This is a genomic window from Flavobacterium sp. 28YEA47A (assembly GCF_041262125.1).
Classification (GTDB): Bacteria; Bacteroidota; Bacteroidia; order Flavobacteriales; family Flavobacteriaceae; genus Flavobacterium.
Genome location: NZ_JBGCCI010000003.1, coordinates 145082 through 167796, shown reverse-complemented (window position 1 = coordinate 167796; position 22715 = coordinate 145082). Strand labels below are relative to the sequence as shown.

18 protein-coding genes are annotated in these 22715 nt (G+C 37.2%); 10 read left to right on the top strand and 8 right to left on the bottom strand.

Annotated features, from left to right (window positions below; translation table 11 throughout):
* The first annotated feature begins 21 nt into the window (after window positions 1–21).
* From ABH942_RS05220 to ABH942_RS05205, 4 genes are all read left to right on the top strand, one after another.
* Window positions 22–1470, top strand: coding sequence for an SGNH/GDSL hydrolase family protein (locus ABH942_RS05220; RefSeq protein WP_370029925.1), 1449 nt, complete (start codon window positions 22–24; stop codon window positions 1468–1470).
* On the top strand, window positions 1463–2896 hold the full coding sequence (locus ABH942_RS05215) for a GDSL-type esterase/lipase family protein (protein ID WP_370029924.1): 1434 nt from the start codon (window positions 1463–1465) through the stop codon (window positions 2894–2896). Before ABH942_RS05220 ends, ABH942_RS05215 begins: the two co-directional genes overlap by 8 nt.
* Window positions 2896–4584, top strand: a complete 1689-nt coding sequence (locus ABH942_RS05210) for an MBOAT family protein (protein WP_370029923.1) — start codon at window positions 2896–2898, stop codon at window positions 4582–4584. The genes ABH942_RS05215 and ABH942_RS05210 overlap by 1 nt, the downstream gene beginning before the upstream one ends.
* Before the next feature lie 220 nt (window positions 4585–4804).
* On the top strand, window positions 4805–5272 hold the full coding sequence (locus tag ABH942_RS05205; protein WP_370029922.1) for a hypothetical protein: 468 nt from the start codon (window positions 4805–4807) through the stop codon (window positions 5270–5272).
* A gap of 42 nt (window positions 5273–5314) precedes the next feature.
* On the opposite strand, the gene ABH942_RS05200 is transcribed toward ABH942_RS05205, so the two are convergent.
* From ABH942_RS05200 to ABH942_RS05190, 3 genes are read right to left on the bottom strand one after another with little or no spacing between them, the layout of a single operon-like run.
* Window positions 5315–7657: a TonB-dependent receptor plug domain-containing protein gene (locus ABH942_RS05200; protein WP_370029921.1), complete on the bottom strand. Its 2343-nt coding sequence runs from the start codon at window positions 7655–7657 to the stop codon at window positions 5315–5317.
* Entirely contained in the window at window positions 7654–8550 is an 897-nt protein-coding gene (locus ABH942_RS05195; RefSeq protein WP_370029920.1) for a FecR family protein, read from the bottom strand. Before ABH942_RS05195 ends, ABH942_RS05200 begins: the two co-directional genes overlap by 4 nt.
* Before the next feature lie 38 nt (window positions 8551–8588).
* Window positions 8589–9113 (bottom strand): RNA polymerase sigma factor, encoded by a 525-nt coding sequence (locus ABH942_RS05190; RefSeq protein ID WP_370029919.1) that lies wholly within the window; start codon window positions 9111–9113, stop codon window positions 8589–8591.
* A gap of 180 nt (window positions 9114–9293) precedes the next feature.
* Between ABH942_RS05190 and ABH942_RS05185 the strand changes: the two genes are divergently transcribed.
* The 3 genes from ABH942_RS05185 to ABH942_RS05175 all read left to right on the top strand — a co-directional run bounded on the left by ABH942_RS05185 (window position 9294) and on the right by ABH942_RS05175 (window position 13090).
* Window positions 9294–10664 carry a LamG domain-containing protein gene (locus ABH942_RS05185; protein WP_370029918.1) on the top strand — a complete coding sequence of 457 codons (1371 nt, stop codon included), beginning with the start codon at window positions 9294–9296 and terminating at the stop codon, window positions 10662–10664.
* 122 nt (window positions 10665–10786) lie between these two features.
* On the top strand, window positions 10787–12124 hold the full coding sequence (ffh, locus tag ABH942_RS05180) for a signal recognition particle protein (protein ID WP_370029917.1): 1338 nt from the start codon (window positions 10787–10789) through the stop codon (window positions 12122–12124).
* Window positions 12125–12208: 84 nt separating this feature from the next.
* The gene (locus tag ABH942_RS05175) at window positions 12209–13090 is read left to right on the top strand and encodes a bifunctional 5,10-methylenetetrahydrofolate dehydrogenase/5,10-methenyltetrahydrofolate cyclohydrolase (RefSeq protein ID WP_370029916.1); all 882 of its coding nucleotides are present in this window, start codon (window positions 12209–12211) and stop codon (window positions 13088–13090) included.
* Between the two features lie 41 nt (window positions 13091–13131).
* Here ABH942_RS05175 and rluF read toward each other — a convergent pair whose 3' ends face one another.
* Window positions 13132–13959 carry a 23S rRNA pseudouridine(2604) synthase RluF gene (rluF, locus tag ABH942_RS05170; RefSeq protein ID WP_370029915.1) on the bottom strand — a complete coding sequence of 276 codons (828 nt, stop codon included), beginning with the start codon at window positions 13957–13959 and terminating at the stop codon, window positions 13132–13134.
* A gap of 147 nt (window positions 13960–14106) precedes the next feature.
* On the opposite strand from rluF, the gene ABH942_RS05165 reads away from it, so the two are divergent.
* Entirely contained in the window at window positions 14107–15777 is a 1671-nt protein-coding gene (locus ABH942_RS05165; protein WP_370029914.1) for a S8/S53 family peptidase, read from the top strand.
* A 15-nt stretch (window positions 15778–15792) separates the two neighbouring features.
* On the opposite strand, the gene ABH942_RS05160 is transcribed toward ABH942_RS05165, so the two are convergent.
* Genes ABH942_RS05160 through ABH942_RS05150 form a run of 3 tightly spaced genes read right to left on the bottom strand, consistent with a single transcriptional unit; the run spans window position 15793 to window position 18583 of the window.
* Entirely contained in the window at window positions 15793–16668 is an 876-nt protein-coding gene (locus ABH942_RS05160) for an alpha/beta hydrolase (RefSeq protein ID WP_370029913.1), read from the bottom strand.
* 37 nt (window positions 16669–16705) lie between these two features.
* The gene (locus ABH942_RS05155) at window positions 16706–17485 is read right to left on the bottom strand and encodes a zinc ribbon domain-containing protein (RefSeq protein WP_370029912.1); all 780 of its coding nucleotides are present in this window, start codon (window positions 17483–17485) and stop codon (window positions 16706–16708) included.
* Window positions 17486–17488: 3 nt separating this feature from the next.
* Entirely contained in the window at window positions 17489–18583 is a 1095-nt protein-coding gene (locus ABH942_RS05150; protein WP_370029911.1) for a Nif3-like dinuclear metal center hexameric protein, read from the bottom strand.
* A 118-nt stretch (window positions 18584–18701) separates the two neighbouring features.
* Between ABH942_RS05150 and lpxK the strand changes: the two genes are divergently transcribed.
* Window positions 18702–19724 carry a tetraacyldisaccharide 4'-kinase gene (lpxK, locus tag ABH942_RS05145; protein WP_370029910.1) on the top strand — a complete coding sequence of 341 codons (1023 nt, stop codon included), beginning with the start codon at window positions 18702–18704 and terminating at the stop codon, window positions 19722–19724.
* Window positions 19696–20508: a purine-nucleoside phosphorylase gene (locus tag ABH942_RS05140; protein WP_370029909.1), complete on the top strand. Its 813-nt coding sequence runs from the start codon at window positions 19696–19698 to the stop codon at window positions 20506–20508. Before lpxK ends, ABH942_RS05140 begins: the two co-directional genes overlap by 29 nt.
* 2 nt (window positions 20509–20510) lie before the next feature.
* Here ABH942_RS05140 and ABH942_RS05135 read toward each other — a convergent pair whose 3' ends face one another.
* On the bottom strand, window positions 20511–22688 hold the full coding sequence (locus ABH942_RS05135; protein WP_370029908.1) for an ATP-binding protein: 2178 nt from the start codon (window positions 22686–22688) through the stop codon (window positions 20511–20513).
* Window positions 22689–22715 lie beyond the last annotated feature (27 nt).

Here is a 22715-nt window from a genome sequence, read left to right as displayed (position 1 = left end):
TGAATAAACTATAATCAATAAGTGAAAACGAATTATTATTTCTTTCAATCATTTGCAATTGTGCTTCTGGCTACTGTAGCTTTTATTGGCTTTAAGCAGTTTTTGCCAAAGAAAATTTTTTCAGAAAGCGCTCCCAATTCAAAAAACGTGCTGATTGACAGTATGCTTCTGGATGCGGTTGCAAAAGATGTCAAATCAACGGCAAAGGATACCTTGGTAAATGCAAAGATTGTCTTTGATCCGACATTAGGAATTACTTTTCCTGATGAAAAATTTGAAGATTACAAAGGCTACCAATACCTGATTTCATTTTATGAAAAGCTATACCAGTTGGAAACAAATCCGGAGTCTGAAAATGTGAGAATTGCTTATTTTGGCGATTCCATGACAGATGGCGATATGATTGTTCAGGATTTAAGAGCCGACTATCAGGCAAGATTTGGCGGGCAAGGTGTTGGTTTTGTTTCCATAACTTCTGAATCGGCAGCTTCAAGAGGCTCGATTACACACCAATATTCAGGAAACTGGAAAACCCAGTCCTATTTAAATGTCAAGAATCCGAGAAGCCCTTTTGGAGTTAACGGACACGTATTTTTTGCTAATGATACGGCACACATAGAATGGGTGCGATTTAAAGCCAATACGGCAAGATTTGCAACCATGCTTGATAATCCTACACTTTTTTATGGCAGATCGTCTAATCTTCATGGAAAATTGGATGTAATTATAGGGAAAGACACTATCGTAAAAAGCCTTACGCCAAATAATTTGGTGAATACACTAAAGGTTTCTTCTAACAGCATCAAAGGTTTTAAGGCCGATTTTATAAAGGCCGATTCTATTCCGATATTCGGTTTTAATTTTGACGATGGAAAAGGAGTTCATGTCGATAACTTCTCCCAAAGAGGAAATTCCGGATTGCCTATTTCGACATTTAATCCAGCCGTGATGCAGGCGTTTAACAGCAAATTAGGCTATGACCTGATCGTATTGCACTATGGAACGAATGTACTGAACTACGGAACAAAAGATTATACTTGGTATGACAGGAGTATGACTAAAACGGTTAACCATTTGAAAGAATGCTTTCCGGGTGTTGCTATACTGATTGTTTCTACAGCAGATAAGGGTACAAAATACGATTTGGAGATGAAAACGGATTCTGCGGTTGTTCCATTGACTGTTGCTCAGAAAAGATATGCTTTAAAAACCCAATCCGGATTTGTCAATCTGTATACGCTAATGGGCGGTGACGGGTCTATGGTAAAATGGGTTGAAGAAGAACCTGCAAAAGCAAACAAAGATTATACACACTTCAATCATAGAGGAGCTAAAAAGATAGCAGGACTGTTATATGAGCAGCTGAACCAAGGATATGAAAAGTATAAGACTTTGAGACAAAAAAGAAAGCCGGCTGAAAAGAAAGCTCCTGATTCAACCGTAACAAAAAAGGATAGCGTCGATGCATAAGCTAAAATTATTTATAATCCTGCTTTTTTTGGTAGCGGGTGTCAATATGCGTGCGCAGGTGACAGATTCTATATTTGTTGAAATTGATACTGTTGCGGTAATTGATACGACGGAAACCATCATTATTCCTGACAACCATTTTCATAATACCAAGGCTTTAAAGCCATTTTTTGAAAAATTAAGCCTCAACCAGCAGCAAAAATCAGGTAAGATCAACATTGTTCATATTGGTGATTCGCATATTCAGGCCGATCTGATGACTAATGTAATCCGAAAAAAGTTGCAGGGCGAATTTGGAAATGGAGGAAGAGGATTTATTTTTCCGTATAGCCTGGCAAAGACAAACGGATCTTATAACGAGCGGTTTTCGTCTAACAGAACCTGGGAAAGCTATCGGAATATTTATCCTGCTATCGGAAATCCGGTAGGCTTGAGCGGTATTGGACTTTGGACAAAGGCCAAGGATTTTGCTATTGAGATTAATGTAAAAGACAGTTCTTACGGTTTCAATACGATTAAGATAATCACTCCTAAAAATAAAGATATGTTTGATGTTGCAACGGCATCAAAAACGATCATAATGGAATCGAGCGTTCCTAAAAAGATTATGCATAAAATTAAAAAAGGAGAAGCCATTTCGATTATTGCAGAGAAATATGATATCTCCGTAGCCCAATTGAAAAAAGCAAACAATTTAAAATCGAATAATATCCGTGCCGGAAAAACGCTCAAGATTCCTACGAATGAAATGCAGCAAAAATCCATATCACGCTCAGAATTCATTCCTTTGGATATGCAGGCCAATCAGCTGACGCATTATTATACGACCAATACACCTTTGAGCAAAATTTATCTTATTCCTGATCCGCAGGCTTCAGAGTTTGCATTGAATGGACTGGTATTGGAAAATAACAATCCCGGAATCATTTACAGCAGTATCGGTGTAAACGGAGCCAAATTTTCGGATTACAACAAATATCCGTTGTTTTTTGAGCAAATGAAAGCATTACAGCCGGATATTATTGTTCTTTCCTTGGGTACAAATGAAACTTTTGACAAGACTGTTTCTTCAGAATATATGGTACAGCTTAACTTGTTTTTGGAAAATTTAAAAGCACAAAATATAAATGCACCGGTACTGGTTTCAACACCGCCGCCTTCCTTGTTTAAAAGGAAATTTCCAAATACATTTGCAGCCGATTATTCAGAAAATATCCTGAAATCGGCAGAAGAAAAAGGCTTTGCAGTATGGGATTTGTATTCCCAGTTTGGAGGCTTGTATGGCGTTGAACGCAATGCGGCAAAAGGACTTATGTCGGGAGATAGAGTTCATTATTCCAAAGCAGGTTATGAAAAACAGGGAAATCTTTTGTCGGAAGCATTTCTGAAAGCATACACTAATTTTAAATCGGGCACAGAGAATTAATGACGATCAACAGCATAAATGACTGGTTTATTCAAACCTTCGGAGCGATTACTATAGAACAGGTGCAGGGCTGGTTTATTTACAATAAAAAAGAACCATTGCTTTTTAATACGGGATTGTTTTTGGGGATGTTCCTGATTTTTTATCTGGTTTATGCATTCCTTAGAAAAACTTTTTATTTAAGGTTGGTATATGTCATCCTGTTTTCGCTTTTCTTTTATTACAAGTCAAGCGGGATTTATTTCCTTTTACTAATCTTGTCCTCCGTCGTCGATTATAATCTCAGTGGCGTCATTTATAAGGAAAACCGAGAAGGCTGGCGTAAGTTTTATATTTGGCTCAGTGTTATTTTAAATTTAGGACTTTTAGGCTATTTTAAATATACCAACTTCCTGATTGGTACCTATAACGATATGTTTAGCGGACATCTGGCGTTCCATGACATACTATTGCCTGTCGGGATTTCATTCTATACATTCCAGTCAATAAGTTATATTATTGAGATTTACAGAAAGGAAATTGTCCCAACAAACAATTATGTAGAATACCTGTTTTTTGTGTCATTTTTCCCGCAATTGGTCGCAGGGCCTATTGTGCGAGCTAAAGATTTCTTGCCACAGATTTACCAAAAGCTGAATCTTACAAAAGAAGATGTCAATGCTGCCTTGTTTCTTTTGATTGGCGGACTTATCAAAAAAACGGTAATCTCTGATTATATCTCGATTAACTTTGTTGATCGTGTTTTTGATGCGCCAACAAGCTATACGGCATTTGAAAACCTGATGGCTTCCTATGGCTATGCCATTCAGATTTACTGTGATTTTTCCGGATATTCAGATATGGCAATCGGAGTAGCATTGTTGCTCGGGTTCAAACTGCCAACCAACTTTAGGACTCCGTATAAATCAGCTTCTATAACCGAATTTTGGAGAAGGTGGCATATTTCGCTTTCTACCTGGTTGAAAGATTTCCTTTATATCTCAATTGGAGGAAACCGTAACGGTTCTTTTGCAGGGTTTTTATTCCCGGCACTGTTTTTCTTCGGATTGGTAGTTTGGGGAATTAGCTATTCTACAGTCAGCCATATTCCGCTGATTATTGCAGTTTCTTCATTGGTGCTTTTCAGTCTTACCTTTATACTGTCAAAAGATAGAGAAAAAACAATGTTTACCAATGTGAATCTTTTGACTACAATGCTTCTTGGAGGACTATGGCATGGAGCCAGCTTGCGTTTTATTATTTGGGGCGCTTTGCATGGTGTTGCTTTGGCGGTACACAAGATATTTTTGGAATTCTTTCCTTCAAAAAAAGATGGGGAAAAGAATGCATTTAGCTATATCTGGAGATTCTTCTCTGTGCTTTTGACATTCCATTTTGTTGTTTTCTGCTGGCTGTTTTTCAGGGCAAAAGATTTTGATACGGCTTTACAGATAGTCAATAATATTGGACAGCTTACTTTTGATCCGAAGCAGTGGCAAATCATTATACAAGGCTACAAAAATGTATTCCTTTTGATGTTGGTAGGCTATATCTGGCATTTCCTTCCGGAAGGCATTACCCGAAATATGAAACTTGCTTTTGACAAGACACCATTGATTGGGAAAGCCATAATTTTAGGTTTTGTCTATTGGATAGTTTATGCAACTGCAACAGCAGGTCCTCAGCCTTTTATCTATTTCCAGTTTTAATATTTACGGATAAAAAATATTTCGATTTTACTTTATAACTCTGCCTCTTTGAAAACAACTATTTTCTCAAAGACGTAGAGCTGGAAAGGTTGTAATTGATTATTTGTTTCTTTTGTTATTTGGTGTTTCTTTATATTTTATCTTAAATTATAATAAAAAATAAAGAAAAACGTTGTAGTAATGTTAATTAATCGAATTTTAAACTATAAAAAAACCAATTATGAAAAAGAAACTAATTTTTGCAGCGCTTGCCGGAGTTTTATTTTTTTCAACTGCCTGCAGCTCAGATGATGATGGCAATTCATCACCAAGTGTAACTGTACAGGAAGTTGTCAGTACGGTAAGTTCAGGAACCTGGAAAATTACTAGCTATATTGATAGCGGAACTAATAAAACTAATAATTTTACAAATTATAATTTTACATTTGGAGCCAGCAGTGTATTGACGGCTACAAACGGAACAAATACCTACCAAGGTGTCTGGAGCGTAATGCATGACAACAGTAATGATGACAATCCGGGAAGTGATATTGACTTCAATATTGCTTTTACAACGCCAGTAGCTTTTGCAGATCTAACGGACGATTGGGATATTCTGGAGAGAACTTCAACCAAAATCAGGCTTGTTGATGTGAGTGGAGGAAATGGCGGAACAGATTATCTGACTTTTGAAAAAAATACGCAATAATATAAAAAGCCGGTCTGAAAAGACCGGCTTTTTTGGTTACTATTAAAAATTGAATTTTACAGCGATATTAGGCGTTCTTTCTAACGAATAGGTATTAACGCTTTCGACAGCATTATTGCTGTTATTTACTCTATAATAACGACTGATTGTGTTCTTTTTGTTTAATACGTTGAGAACAGAAATACCCAATTCCAATTGATTTTTTGGACTCCAATTCCAGCAATAGGATGCCGAAAAATTCACCTGAAAATAATCACTCAGGTTTTTATTGTTTGGAAAATTATAATGAATTTCGGGTTTTGCCGGATTACTAAGATCTAAAAGATTTGTTGCTGGTGTGGTTTCAGGTCTTCCGGAATGCCATTTAGTGCCCAACGCTATCTTAAGATTGTTCCAATCATAGATTCCTGCCCAATTGATACTGTGGATAATCTGGAAATTATTAGTAAACTGAGAAGGTATAAATGAATCAAAATAATATTCGCTGCTGCTCAGGTTATAGCTGATCCAGGAATAAAAACGGTCAAAATTTTTCTGGACCAAAAGCTCAGAGCCCAATACCGTATAATTGCCATTGATTTTTATAAATTCCAACTGATTCTGGAAAGCCTGGCTGCCTGTCATAATTCCGGTTACTTTTTTATAAAAATTATCTAATGAAATCAGCCATTCTGAAGTGTTGTATGTAAATCCGATAGAAACCTGTCGGCTTTTTTGTATTGGGATGGAACGGTCATCTGCCAAGATCCAGCGTCTTTTTTCAAGACCCAGAAAATCTTGCTGTTGGTCAATAACCTGTGATGCTGTTTGGCTTTTTTGCTCACCCAGAACTTCAACACTTATTTCCTGATTGAGCTTGTAGTTAAATTGCAGGCGAGGTTCAAAAATATATTTTTCTAATTCTTCAATATAATTAAATCGCAAGCCTGGCTTTATAAAAAGATTCCCGTCAAGATAATACATTTCTGCTTCTGAAATCAAGGAATGCGATCGTAGTACTTCCTTTATGCTTCTTGAAAACCCGGGATTGTCAATGTTTTCAAAATTCCGTACTCCAATTTCATTGTATTGGTAACCCGTATTTAAAATTATATCTGAATTTAGTAGATGACTGTTTTCTAATCGAAATCCCATATCAGTAACCGTATTCTGCTGTACTAAAGTCTGGTTGTTTTCAACAGCTTCATTCCTCGAATTGAGATTGTAATACGAAACATAACCGCTTATCTTGCTAAAATTGTTGTCATTCCATGCGGTTTTCAAGGAAACTGCACCTCCAAAATTTTGCTGGCTCAAATTGCTGTTTCGGGTTCTAAGAATTCCTTCAGAAGTCATTTTCTGGTCGAGATCCAAAGAATTGTTGATTCCTATGAAGGCAGCTGTAGCTTTAGTACGAGAACTTATTTTGTGTTGGTATTGGGCTGAAAAATCATAAAAATAAAATTTCTCATCAGTATGATAATTGGAAATTTCACTGTTTTCAATATTGGTAACGATCGTATTTTGAAAAACACGATTGTAATATTTCTGGTAGGTTGGAGAATTGGCCCAATCTGTGAAAGAACGCCTGCCGGAAACCTGAAAACTGGAATTGTCAGAAATTTTTATTTTAGAATTGAACTGTGCTCCAATCAGGTTGGAACTGATGCTGGAAGCTGTATTTTCAATATGTTCAGGAAAAGAAGAGATATCAATGACACTGGAAACACTTTCTCCATAAAAGGCAGAAGTGCCATTCTTTGAAATGGTTATTTTTTGCGAAAGTGACGGATTAAAAGCAGAAATCAATCCGAAAAAATGTCCGGTTTGAAACATTCGGATTCCATTCCACAGAAACAGGTTCTGGTCGTGTGTTCCGCTCCTTACGTTGATGTTGGAAACCGTCTCGTCAGCACTGTAAATTCCCGGAACCTGTTGCATCGTTTGCAAGACATCTGCTTCCGTCAGTCCCGGTAATATTCCGAATTTTTTAGGTTTTATAATCAGGTTTCCTTCTACAGTTTTGGAAATGCCGCTTGCCAAATATTTTTCAATAACAGTTTCTTTAAGTAGGATAGGAAGGCCTTTAATAGAATCATGTATACCAGCTATTGCCTTTTGTGAAGTAATGACAACATATCGGCTGTTTATGATTTCAAAAGTCAAACCAGTCTGATTACTTAAATATTTTAATTTTTCGGATAAATCCAACTCGGATGAAGGTCGAGTAACTGAGACATATTTTACTTCATCTTCGAGAAAATTAAACTGGATTTTATACTGTTTGGATAAGTTGGCAAGAATTTCTTTTAAGGGTACAACGGGGCTTTCTTCTTGAGCCAGGATCGATTGGTCCGCGAAAAATAAAAATAGAAACAATAATAATCGCGAGATTATTTTCTTCATTCTCTTTTCAGAATAATCTTTTTGTCTGATGTTTTTGTATAACCCAAATGATAAGCCTTGCTAATAATAACCATAGCCGTATCAATATTGTCTGATGGGACTGATCCTGTAAAATACTGTCCGGAATTGATTTGAGAATGCTCAATTTCGATACCGTATTGACGCTGGATTTCGCTTAAGACTTGATTTAAAGTACTGTTGTCAAATTTTATCTCATTCAAAAGCCAGCCCGGTTTTTCAGCGCCCAAAGGCATTCGGGCTGTTATCGTTCCATTTTGTACCGTAACGCTGTTACCTTTTTCTAATAGAATGCTTTTGTTTCCGAAAGCAACTTTTACTTTTCCTTTGTAACAAGCCACTTCAAAATTTTGATTTCGGGACTTGACATTGAATTGTGTGCCCACAACCGTTACTTTTCCAAGACTGGTGTTGACGTCAAACGTTTCGCCTTTGGCAACTTTAAAAAAGGCTTCTCCTTCCAGCTGTAAGTTTCGATTGCTTTTCCATTTCCACTTTTTGTATTTGATTTTTGAATCAGAATTCAGTACAATTTCTGAATGGTCTGGAAGCAGAAAAGTTGTTTTTTGTCCGGCCTCAGCATATTGAGTAGTGGTCTTATTTTTTGAATAGAACACTGTTCCCAAACTGATTACGATAGTTGCGGCAACGAGTTTTATAAACCAGTAGTTTTGCTTTCGTACCGGTTCTTTTTTTGCTTGCTTTATGACGTTTTGATAGGATGATTCAGTATCAAAAACAGGGGCTTCCATACTGCCGGAATAGGTTTTTATTTTTTGATAGGTCTCAAATTCGGGCGATTTTTCAAAAGCCTCCAATTCGCTTCCTGTCATTTCTCCGGCAAGCCATTTCGCCAAATCAAAATTATTTTCCATTGCTTTTTTATTAAAAAACAGATAATTGCCTCAAAACCCTACTTTATATTTTCAATTTCCTGTCGTAAAGAAACCAGGGCTCCATGAATTCTTTTTTCTACAGCCTTGACGCTAATGTCGAGCATTGCTGCAATTTCACTGTATTTTTTGCCATCAATCCGATTCAAAAGGAAAGCTGTTCTTTGACCTTCGCTCAGGTTTTGGATGGCACGTTCTAATTTCTTTTTAAATTGTTCTTCTTCTAAAATAAATTCAGGACTTTCGTTAGTATGCTGCGAAGGACTTTCTTTTTTTGCATAGCTAAAGACTACTTTTTGATGTGCAATCTGGTTTAGTGTCGCATTATTGGCAACCGTATAAAGAAATGACATTGCTTTGCCTAATGGTACATTGGAACAATTTTCCCAAAGTTTTACAAAAGCGTCCTGACAAATATCATTTGCCTGTTCTTCATTGCCAAACTTATACAATAGATAATTCCGTAAGGTTTTTGCGTGTGAACGAAAGAAATCCGAAAAGATAATTTCTTCGCAGATACCCGCAATTTTTTTTATTTCTTCCATACAGTTAAAGACAGTTCCTAACCTATAACAGTCAAGTTGATAAAAACCCTACTTTTATATTTCTTTATTTTTAAGTTTTTCCAAATATAGACTTTAATTAAAAAAAAGAAGTTTCATCTGGTAGGGTATTTTTGACATTGCTTGTTTTATAGCAAAACCAATAAACCAATAATTATGAATATGAAAAAAGTTTTACAATCGATTTTAGTGTTGAGCTGTATTTGTATTGCCATTTTTGTTGTCTCTTGTCAGGATGAAGAAAACGAGACACATCAAAATGAAGAAACGCTAAGTAAGACAGCACCATTGACGGGACTGATGAAAAGAGTAGCGATGAATGCGACAGCAGACGATAACGTAATTGACAGCACAAGTTGCTTTAGTGTGAAATTGCCGGTCAATTTGATTGTAAATAGCCAGTCGGTAACCATCAATACAGAAAACGATTATCATTTGGTAAGCGATATTTTTGAAGTAACAGACACCGATCAGGACTATGTTGATTTTGTATTCCCGATTACGATTGTATATCCGGATTATAGCGAAGTTGCTGTTCAGAATGAAGCACAACTCAATGCCTTAAAAGAATCATGTCAGGAACCTGAACCGGAGCAGAGAAATATTTCATGTGTTTCCATTCATTACCCAATACGGGTTTTTGGATACAACAGTAATTTCCAATTGGCACATACCTATATAATTCATAATGATATGGAATTTTTCCTTCTGTTATTCAATTTGAATGCTACTGAATTTTATGCAGTTGACTATCCGATTACCATAACAAATAGGGAAGGCAATCAGGTTACCATCCGAAACAATATTGAAATGATTGGAGCTATTCAGGATTGTGTTAATAACCAATGCCCAAATCCTAATATATTAACCAATGATCTGGTTATTTATATGCCTTTTGCTAATGAAGCTCGAGACCTGATCCGAATGGAACTTGCAACTTCAGGAACTCCACCTGTATTCGTGACTGATAGGAGTGGTAATGCAAATAGTGCTATTTCATTCAACAGAACAAACTTTCTTACGCTTAGTACGATAAATCGAAATTTTGCAGGAAATATGACAATCAGTGTATGGTTTAGGATGCAAAATACTGTGGAGGGAGATTATGAGCGCATATTTGAAAAATCAGATGGAGTAGATTACTATCCGGCTGGATTTGGAGTAGGAGTATATGACATGAACGCACCTATGTTTTTTGTCCCGAATGGTGGTGGTGGACTTTGGGACTATTCATGGACGAGTAATCAAAGTTTATGGACTGACACAACTAATTGGCATCATATAGTTGTAACGGCTGAGATTGCTAGCGATGTAATGAGCCATAATCTAAAACTTTATAGAGATGGTGTCCTGACTGATACAAAGAATGTACCCAATATATTTATAAACATGCAGGTTCAGGATTATTTTATAGGAAGAAACTTCCAAGGATTTGTTGATGATTTGAGAGTCTATAAAAAAGCATTGACACCACAACAAGTCACAACGCTTTACCAATTAGAGGGAGATAATAATAATTGTTTAGATAATTAGTAGTTTAGTTAAGATGAGAAACCAGGCAGTGATGTCTGGTTTTTTATTTAGTATTGCTTCACTGTCTCTTTGATACTTACCGTCTTTCTCTTATCTTTGCAGCTTCAATAAAGAAAATCATTATGTTTGATAATTTAAGCGATAAGTTAGACAAAGCGTTCCATATACTAAAAGGACACGGAAAAATCACGGAAGTTAACGTGGCAGACACTCTTAAAGAGGTGCGCCGTGCTTTGCTTGATGCCGATGTCAACTTTAAGATTGCCAAAGAATTTACGACTAAAGTAAAAGAAAAGGCAATCGGGCAGGACGTTTTGACGACATTACAACCAGGACAGCTTTTGGTAAAACTGGTTAAGGATGAATTGACCGAGTTAATGGGAGGTGATGCCGCGGGAGTTAATCTTTCAGGGAATCCAACTGTGATTTTAATGTCAGGACTTCAAGGTTCCGGAAAAACGACTTTCTCCGGGAAATTAGCCAATTATCTTAAGACAAAGAAAAATAAAAAACCTTTATTGGTTGCCTGCGATATTTACCGTCCGGCGGCTATCAATCAGTTACACGTAGTAGGTGACCAGATTGGTGTGGAAGTATATTCTGAGCCGGAAAATAAAAATCCTGTTGAAATTGCACAAAATGCTATCAAACATGCCAAATCAAATGGCTTTAATGTAGTTATTGTCGATACGGCGGGTCGTTTGGCGGTTGATGAAGAAATGATGACTGAGATTGCAAATGTTCATAAGGCAATCCAACCGCAGGAAACTTTGTTTGTTGTGGATTCGATGACAGGACAGGATGCGGTTAATACAGCAAAAGCCTTTAACGACAGATTGAACTTTGACGGAGTTATCCTGACGAAGCTTGATGGTGATACACGCGGTGGAGCTGCAATTTCTATCAAATCTGTAGTCAACAAACCAATCAAGTTTATTGGTACGGGCGAAAAGATGGATGCAATTGATGTTTTCTATCCAAACCGTATGGCTGAGAGAATCCTGGGTATGGGAGACGTTGTGTCTTTGGTAGAAAGAGCTCAGGAGCAATTTGATGAAGAAGAAGCAAGAAAATTACAAAAGAAAATTGCTAAAAACGAATTCGGTTTTGACGATTTCTTAACCCAAATCCAACAGGTGAAAAAAATGGGTAATATGAAAGATCTTGTCGGGATGATTCCGGGTGCAGGAAAAGCATTAAAAGATGTAGAAATTGAAGACGATGCCTTCAAACATATCGAAGCCATCATCCATTCTATGACTCCGGCTGAAAGAACTAAGCCGGCAATTATCGACCTGAAAAGAAAAAACCGTATTGCCAAAGGATCAGGAACAGACATACAGCAAGTCAACCAGCTGATGAAACAGTTTGACCAGATGAGCAAAATGATGAAAATGATGCAAGGTGGCGGCGGAAAAAACCTCATGAGAATGATGGGGGGAATGAAAGGAATGAGATAACTAAATATACCTTAGGGCTTAAAGTTTCGGGCTGAAATTTTAAGCCCTAAAAATTTTTATAAACAACAACTAACTACAAAAAGAATGCAACTACTAGACGGAAAAAAAGTTTCGGATGACATCAAAAATGAGATTACTGCCGAAGTACAGAAAATGAAAGAAAAGGGCGAAAAAGTGCCCCATCTTGCTGCTGTAATTGTAGGTAATGATGGTGCCAGCCTTACTTATGTGGGAAGTAAAGTAAAAGCCTGTGAAAGAGTTGGCTTTGAATCGACTTTGATTAAAATGCCAAGCACTACTTCTGAAACAGAACTGCTAAAAAAAATCCAGCAATTGAATGAAGACGACACTATTGACGGATTCATCGTTCAGCTGCCTTTGCCTGACCAAATTGACACTCAAAAAGTATTGATGGCAATTGACCCTAAAAAAGATGTTGACGGATTCCATCCTGAAAACTTCGGAAAAATGGCTTTGGATATGAGTACTTTTATTCCGGCTACTCCATTCGGAATTTTAGAACTGTTGGAAAGATATGGTGTTGAAACCAAGGGAAAACATACTGTAGTTATTGGAAGAAGTCACATTGTAGGTAGACCGATGAGTATCTTGATGGGGCGTAAAGGTTTTCCCGGAAACTCTACGGTTACATTAACCCATAGTTACACAAAAAATATTGCCCAAATCACTACTCAGGCCGATATTATCATTACGGCTTTAGGAGTTCCAAATTACCTAAAGGCTGAAATGGTTAAGGATGATGCTGTTGTGATTGACGTTGGAATTACCCGTGTTAATGATGATAGCGAAAAAGGATACAGAATTACAGGTGATGTTGATTTTGAATTTGTAAGCAAAAAAGCATCCTTTATTACTCCGGTTCCCGGTGGCGTTGGTCCAATGACTATTGCCATGCTGCTTAAAAACACGCTTTTAGCAAGAGAGCAGAAACTTTTAAAGGACTAAATAAAAAGAACAAACCCAAGACGAAAGCCTTGGGTTTTATTTTATCTGTCTTTTCTGAAATTTCTGTTGTCCTTATTTCTTGGCGGAATTTTTCGGATAACTCTTTGTTGTTGCGGCTGTCTCGGCTCTGGTTTTGGAAGACTTGCTTCTTCTGTTTTGCTCGAAGGCTCAATCAGCTGATTCATGTCTTTTATTTCCTGGTCTGTCAGATCTCTGTATCGGCCAACCGGAATGTCCAGTGAAATATTGATAATACGGATACGCTTCAAGGCAGTAACTTCATAACCTAAATATTCGCACATTCTACGAATCTGGCGGTTTAGTCCCTGAGTTAAGATAATCTTGAAGATATATTTACTGACCTGTTCTACCTTACATTTTCGGGTTACGGTATCTAAAATAGGTACGCCATTAGCCATTCGTTCAATGAATCGGTCTGTGATAGGCCTGTTGACCGTTACAATATATTCCTTTTCGTGATTGTTGCGTGCCCTTAAGATTTTATTGACGATATCGCCATCATTTGTCATAAAGATCAAGCCTTCGCTGGCTTTGTCCAGACGCCCGATAGGAAAAATACGGGTAGGATAATTGATATAGTCGACTATATTATTTCTGACTTCCTGATTGGTAGTACATTCAATACCTACGGGCTTATTGAAAGCAAGATAAATTGGCTTCTCTCGTTTTTCGACAATCAACCTGCCGTCAATGCGTATTTCATCATTTGCAGAAACTTTTGTTCCCATTTCGGCTACAGAACCATTAATGGTAACACGTCCTTCTTCGATAAGCTTATCAGCTTCACGACGGGAACAATAGCCGGTTTCACCGATAAATTTATTGAGTCGCTTGATACTTTCTTCCATAATGCAAAGGTAGGGTTAATTTGCTTTTTAGGAAAACATCGGGAATATTTATATAAGTCACTTGGAAACAGCTGAATGTTGCAATAACGATATATGAAAAATAACTATCTTGCACCATATTTCAAGTATAACTAAAGCCCATATATTTTGAAAAAAATTACTCTTATTATAAGTTTTGCCTTGTTTTCGCTATCAGCTTCCTTTGCACAAGATAGGAAAGGCGGTTTTGTTTTGGAAAAAGGCAGTACTGCACATGAGCTATATGTTTCGTTTGAACCGTCGTTGCATTTTGAAGGAGAGCCTTATGAGGCAGCAGTTCTTCAAAGGATTCCAGACTTTAAAGCACTTCAGGCAGAATACAATATTACCTTGGAAAAAGGAATATCCATTTCAGATCAAAAACTTCAGGAAATGGAGCAAAAAGCTATTGAACTTACAGGAAAGGGAAATTCTGTTGCAAAATTGCGCAATATACTGAAAGTAAAAATCGACAATCCTACTAATGAAAGGCTATGGGAACTGGCAAAAAAACTGGAAGGATTTCAGGAAGTGGAATATTGTTCATTCAGTTCTTTAGAGCCTATACAGCCGCCTTTTGATATTCCTCCAACAACGCCAAATTTTGAAGTAAACCAAACTTATATATTGCCAAATCCGGGTGTGAATATGACTTATGCCTGGGGATTGAATCTTACAGGAGCCGGAATACGTGTACGTGATGTTGAATATGGCTTTAATGCCGAACATGAAGATTTAAACGAAAGAAATGTTTTGATAGCACCGGGAATGACAATTTCTGCTAGTGCCAGTACAAGTTATACAGAACACGGTACAGCAGTTTTTGGAATAGTATATGCCGACAAAGGTGCTTATGGTATTTCAGGGATGGCATATGGCGCGTCAGAAATAATGCTGGCTCCGGAATGGCAAGTGTCCGGATACAATCGTGTTAATGCGGTCACGCAAGCCATAGCCAATTCAGCAGCCGGAGATGTTATAATTTATGAAATGCAGACAACGGGCGCGCAAGGAGAATATGGACCGGCAGAATATTCAGGTGCAATTTGGGATTTAACCAAGGCAGCCACAGATGCGGGAATGGTAATCGTGGCGGCGGCTGGCAATGGTGCAGAAGATTTGGATTCAGCGCCTTATCAAAGTTATAGAAATAGAGGCAATAGCGGAGCTATTATCGTTGGAGCCGGAGATACTTCTGTAAACCATAACAGGCTCGGTTTTAGTACTTTTGGAGATAGGGTAGATGTTCAGGGATGGGGAACGGGCGTTTTTGCCACGGGTTATGGAGATGCACAGCAAATAGGAGGTGACTTTAACCAATATTACACTAATTTTTCAGGAACAAGCTCAGCAACGCCAATTGTGGCTTCTTGTGCTATTGTACTACAATCTTATTATCATAGCCTTACCGGAAACTATATGACATCAGTACAGATGAGAAATCTTCTGAAACAAACCGGTTTGCCTCAAGGAACTGGTGCTGCTGGAAATATTGGGCAGTTCCCGGATATGCAGGCGGCAATTCTTCATATTCAGCAGGAATTTTTAAGTGTTGAAAAAGTTAGCGGATTGGAGTTTATAGCGTATCCAAATCCGGCTCAGGACAAACTGACTATCAAGACCAAGAATTTATCTGCTGAGGCAAAAGTTGAAATCAGCAACTCTATAGGGCAGTTTATTTATAAAGGCTCGATAGCTGAAGAAAATATAATTGACCTGGGTTCTTTTTCTCAGGGATTGTATTTTGTAAAAGTCACAGATGGAAATAAAACACAGACTAAAAAAATAATCAAGAAATAAAAGAAAAGAGCATCGTTACGATGCTCTTTTTTTATCCCTATAATTGTCCTTCTCAAATAAAAAAGAACATATTTTTTGATATAGTATGTCGTCATGCATGCTATGCCCTAAGCCTTTGGTTTCTATAAAAACGACTTCTTTCCAGGAACTTACTATTTTTTTGGCCTCTTCAAATGAAACTACATCATCGTCTATGTCGTGTGCAATCAGTCCTTTTATTTTAATTTTTGAGCCAAATATTTTTCCGGAAAATTCTTCAAGCCTGATTTTAAAATGCTCCAAAAAATGATTCTCGATCATATTAATGGCTTTTAGGTTCAGACTTAATAGTTTGGCGTAATTCAAGACCAAAGTCTGTAGGTCGGATGGTGCGCCCAATAACACTAATTTCTCAATAGCCTTGTTTTGGTAGAGGTGTTGGTAGTATAAAGATGTGGCACCTCCCATAGAGTGTCCCACTAAAAACTGTGGCCTGTATTTTTCAACGACTACGTTTACAAACTCGGCATACCTCGGAACATTAAATTCTCTTCCCGATGACAGTCCGTGAGCCGGAGCATCTAAGGCAATTATCGTGCTGCCACTTTCTTTTAAATAAGGAAGAAAATTTTCCCAGCGGGAAGCATTGCTTTCCCAACCATGTACCAGCAATACATAAGTATCATTGCCTTCCCAGATGTAAACGGGGAATTGGTGTTCGTGGAGGCTTAGGATTTCTGTTTTGGCATTTTTCAGCACATCAGGCATCTGATCAGAGAAAAGTTTTCCGGTTCTTGGTTCGCTAAAAAACTTATATGCAAGTTGCGACGCCTTTTTAGGCGATACATAACTCAGCAGATTGATATACAATCCTACGGATTTAGCGAGAAGGAAATTGCGTATCTTTTTCATAAAAAAAAGTCCCGATGTTTATCGGGACTAAATATATCTAGAATTGTGAAAATAAATTCTCCATTTTTTCTTTTTCTTCCTCAGCTAAGGCTGCATCGACCAAGATTCTTCCAGAATGCTCATCCGTAATTACTTTTTTACGGGAAGCGATTTCCATTTGTGTTTGTGGTGGAATCGTAAAGAAAGAACCTGCAGAAGCACCTCTTTCGATTGAAACCACTGCCAATCCGTTACGAACACTACCTCTGATTCTCTTGTAAGCCTGCAATAATCGTACTTCAATCAAAGCTTCATATTCTGCTGATTTTTCAGTAAGGAAGATTTCTTCTTTCTCTGTTTCAGACATGATTGCTTCCAATTCTGATTTTTTGTGCTTTAAGTGAGCTGATTTTGCTTCTAATTTTTCTTTAGAATCACCAATTACTTGCTTTTTGTGCTCAATAGAAGCTTTCATTTCTTTAATTTGCTTTTCAGCTAATTGAATTTCAAGCTCCTGGAATTCTACTTCTTTAGTTAAAGAGTTGAATTCTCTGTTATTACGTACACTTTCCTGTTGTTTTGTGTATTTTTTAATGGCTTCTTTGTGCTCATCGATAGCATTCTTTTTTCCTTTTATCTGCTCTTCGATAACTTCCAGGTCATTTTTCAATTTGTCAAGACGTGTACTCAAGCCAGCCACTTCATCTTCTAAATCTTCTACTTCTAAAGGCAATTCACCTCTAACATTTCTGATTTCGTCAATTCTTGAGTCGATTAACTGTAGGTCATAAATCGCTCTTAACTTGTCTTCAACACTCAATTCTTTTATAGTCGCCATATTTTATAAGTACTTAACTGGATTTGTATTTTCTTCTGATAAAATGATTGCAAAATTAAGAATTTTTTTCGTAAGATAATCAACTATATAGTTTTTTGTATAGCGTTCACTCTCATAATGCCCAATATCGGCTAAAAGCAATTGATTTTCAGCTTCATAGAACTGATGGTATTTCAAATCTGCGGTTAAAAAAGCATCGGCTCCGGCTTGTATGGCCTTTTTGATGGCAAAGCTTCCTGAACCGCCAAGTACTGCTACTTTTTTAATTGGCTTTCCTAAATATTCTGAATGGCGGATACCGTCAGCTTTCATTTTGTTTTTTACCAATAGCAAGAACTCTTTTTCAGACATTTCGGTTTCCAGTTCGCCAATCATTCCAAGACCTATGTTTTGATGGCTATTTTTCAAATCATAGATTTCATAGGCGACTTCTTCATACACATGATTGGAAAATAAAGCCTTTAGAATTTTGCCTTGCAGGTGTTTTTCGAAAGTGACTTCTATTTTTATCTCGGTATTTTCTACAAATTCACCTCTTTCGCCAATTTCAGGATTGCTATTTTCATTTCCTTGGTAGCTTCCAATTCCCTGTGAGTTAAAACTACAGTTTTCATAATTCCCAATGTTTCCTGCTCCGGCATTAAACAAGGCATTTCGTAATTTCTGATGGTTTTCAGGAATCGTATAGGTAATTAATTTTTGGATGAAATTTTCTTTCGGGACCAGGATTTTTGTGTTTTGCAATCCCAAAGCATCACAGAAAATCTTGTTTACGCCATTGTGATGGTTGTCTAAAGCGGTATGAACGGCATAAATGGCAATGTCGTTTTTGATGGCTTTTACTACGGCACGTTCCACATAATTTTTTCCTGTAATCTTTTTTAGTCCGGAAAACAAAATAGGATGGAAGCATACCACCATATTGCAGTTTTTTGAAACGGCTTCATCAATTACATTTTCCAAAGCATCGTGGCAGACCAGTATTCCTGTGATTTTGTCTTCCGGATTTCCAACAAGGAGTCCAACATTGTCAAAATCTTCAGCATAGGCCAACGGAGCCATAGTTTCTAGGATGGAAATTACTTCTTTTATTTTCATAACTTTAAACAAGAATTATATCAGTGGGAGGCGATTTGTTTTTCGGTTTAACTGTTAAGTGCCTCCTAAATTCGGATTTGCTTTATGTTTCAAAGATAAAATATTATATTTTCGTACTATGATGTTACTACGAAAAATACTTTTCCCCTTTTCTGTCTTATACGGATTGATTACAAGCATTAGGAATTTCCTTTTTGATAAAGGCATATTAAAATCCTATTCATTTGACCTTCCCGTGATAGCTGTAGGGAACTTAAGTGTTGGCGGAACGGGCAAGACACCTTTGATTGAATATCTTATAAGGCTGCTTTCTCCAGAATATAAAATAGCAACTTTGAGCAGAGGCTATAAGCGGAAATCGGAAGGATTTGTTTTGGCTGACGAAAATTCCGATGCGGCCATTTTAGGAGACGAACCTTTCCAATTTTATAAAAAATTCCCCAATATCAATGTTGCCGTTGATGCCAATAGAAAGAACGGAATCGAGCAGCTTTTAGAAATTGTACAGCCGGAAATCATTTTGCTGGATGATGCCTACCAACACCGAAAAGTCAAAGCAGGGCTTTATATTCTGCTAACTACTTATGGTGATTTATATGCAAACGATTTGATATTACCGGCGGGAAACCTTCGTGAAAGCAGGAATGGTGCTGAACGAGCCAGAATAATAGTGGTAACAAAATGTCCGCCCAATCTTTCGGCTAAAGAACAACATGACATACAGCGGAGATTGAAAATAGATTTAGACCAAAAGTTATGTTTTACGACTATAACATATGATACATTTGTTTTTTCGGAAGAGAGCCAGCTTTCTGTTTCCGAAATAAGAGATGTTGATAAATTACTTTTGGCCGGAATAGCCAAACCCGAACCGTTTTTCGCATATTTGCAAAGCAAAGATGATACAATCCTGACATTTCCGGATCATCACCATTTTACGGAAAAGGATATTGCAGAAATAAAAAATAAAGCACAAGACAGAAAAATCATCACTACGGAAAAGGATTTTGTCCGATTAAAAGGCAAGCTCCCGGATAACCAGCTTTTCTATCTTCCGATAAAAAGTAGCTTTATCTCCGGCGGGGATGATTTTGATAAAACAATTTTAAATTATGTGGGAAAAAGTTCAAGAAACCGTTAATTATATAAAATCAAAAACCAATTTTTCACCTGAATATGGAGTAATCCTTGGGTCAGGGTTAGGAGGTTTTACAGATGATATCCAGATTGAGTTTACGTTGCCGTACAACGAAATTCCTAATTTCCCTGTTTCAACAGTTCAGGGCCATAAAGGGGCCTTGGTTTTTGGAACTATTGGCGGTAAGAAAGTAGTAGCCATGCAGGGACGTTTCCATTTTTATGAAGGTTACGACATGAAAGAAGTAACTTTTCCTGTGAGAGTGATGAAATATCTGGGCGTACAGCGATTAGTCGTTTCTAATGCTTCGGGAGGTGTAAATCCTTTTTATAAAGTTGGAGATATTGTAGTTATCTATGACCATATCAACATGATGCCAGAGCATCCTTTAAGAGGTCATAACGATGAAAGATTTGGTCCAAGGTTTGTGAATATGAGCGAGCCTTATTCAAGAGATTTGATTAATAAAGCCAAAGCAATTGCCATTGAACTGAATATTGAGGTAAAAGACGGAATTTATTACGGACTTCAAGGGCCAACTTTTGAAACACTTTCAGAATATAGAATGGTAAAAATTCTGGGAGCTGATTGTGTTGGAATGTCAACCGTTCCTGAGGTTATAGTAGCCCGCCATATGGATATGGAATGTTTTGGAGTTTCTGTAATTACTGATATGGGCGATGAACACAATATAGATTCAGTTTCTCATAGTGAGGTACTTGAAGCAGCTAAAAAAGCAGAGCCAAAAGTGAGAAAGCTTATCGGAGAATTGATTTCCAGAAATTAGTTTTAGCTCATCGATTCCGCAATAACCCTATAAAACGCTTCCGGATTAAAAGGTTTGGTGATTACATCAGTCATACCAAATGAAAGTAACATTTCTCTGTTTTCATTTAGAGAAATAGCAGTCAATGCTATGATTGGTGTCTTTTTATCAAACTTCCGGATGCTTTGAGTGGCAATAGTTCCGTTAATACCGGGAAGATGCACATCCATTAATACAAGATCATATCTGTTGTTTCTGACGGCTTCTATGGCATCTTCTCCGTTATCGACAATTTCGCATTGAATTTGTTTCTTTTCAAGCATTTTTCGGGTAACCATTTGATTGATTTTGTTGTCCTCAACCAGCAGTACTTTTTTATCGATAAAATCAGAATCGTTTGTGAAAAGTTTTACGGATTCATTGTTTTCGATTCCTTTTTCCAGTTCCAGACTGAAATTAAAATTAGATCCTTTGGAAATGGTACTTTCTAATTTGATAGTACCACCCAACAGAGAAACCAATCGTTTTACAATAGCAAGTCCAAGACCAGTTCCGCCATATTTTCTGTTGATTTCAACGGAACCCTGAGAAAAACTTTCAAAAATAACCTCTTGTTTTTCTATAGGGATTCCAATGCCTGTATCCACAATTTCAAAATAAATATTTTGCTTGTTTTCAGTTTCTCCCAGAAGGTTGGCGCGTACAATAACAGTTCCGTTTTCGGTGAACTTCAAGGCGTTGTTGATGAGGTTCATGAAAATCTGGGAAAGTTTTGTAGGGTCGCCTGAAAAGGTAGTGCTGATTTCCGGGTCTATTTCCAGTCCAAAATCAATATTGTTCTGACTGGCTATTTCTTTTAATGAATTCTGGATGTCAGTCAAAAGCTGTCTTAGGTTGAAACAGATATTTTCAATTTCAATATTATTGGATTCAATACGGTTGATTTCCAGGATTTCATTGATAAATGTCAGCAGATAGTTTCCTGAAAATTTGAGTGATTTCAGGTAATCAATTTGAGATTTTTTCGGGTTTTCTTCAATCAGAAGATGCGTGATTCCGTTGATGGCGTTTAAGGGAGTTCGGAGTTCATGGCTTACTGTAGACAAAAATTCGGCTCTTGCCTGTGATGCTTTTTCAGCCTTATCCTTAGCAATTTCAAGCTCTGTGTTTTTTTCCTGAAGTTGTTTGTTTGTCCTGTTTCTGATAATATTGTTTTTGTATAGCGATAAGCTCAAAAGCGAAAGGATTGTTATTAAAGCGATGCTCAGTACACTGGTCAGCTTGGAAACTTTGATTAGCTTTTTCTGCTCCCTGTTTTCCTTATCCTTTTGCTTGATGGTTTTCATCTGTTCGCTTTCTTTGAATTTTTCGAAAGCCTCGGCACCAATTTTTTGGCTGTTAAGACGTATAATGGAATCTTTCAGAGCCAAATGTTTTTTTAGATAGATAAACGAATTGTCAATGTCCATCATCTTTTCATAAGATTCACTGATTAGTTTCAGGATCTTTGATTTCTGTTCGAAATTATCGCTTTTGGAATTTAAATCCAGTGCCCGTTTGAGGTAATTTAAAGCGAGGTTATTTCGGCCCGCTTCAAACTCAATAGCGCCAACCTGGTATAAAGCTTCGGCTTTGGTCTTAAAACTGTCGTTGTTGTCAGGTTTGGCAATAATCGAATTAAAGATAGTCGCTGCCAGTTGGGTTTTGCCCTTAGCTTTGTATAAAATTCCTTTTTGAAGATTGAGCAGCTCTTTTGCATCCGGAATATTGATGGTTTCGTAAATGGCATTGGCCTTGTCAAAATAAATTTCTGCTACGCCATATTTTCCTTTCTCCATATAACACAACCCAAGATTGTAATAGCAATAGGCTTGTTCTGTAGAAGGCTCAAGGTCGTTATATAACGAAATGCTACGTACGTAGGTTTCAATGGCATCGTCATATTTCTTAAGTTCGAAATAGATGCTTCCTAAAAAAGTATAGGCATTGGCTTCCTGTTCTTTGTTTCCTTTTTTCTGCGAAACTTCAATGGCGTTTTGAGAACTCTCTAATGCATTTTGATAATTATTGATCTTTAGGTTGAAGTTGGCCAGCTGTATGTAATAGTCAACACTGTCGATTTTTTCGGGCACTGGTTTGTCACGCTGTGCGGATAACAGCGTAGAAAAAAGAAGAATAAAGAGAAGTGGTAAATGCTTCATTCTAACACCCTTGATGAAGGATAAAAG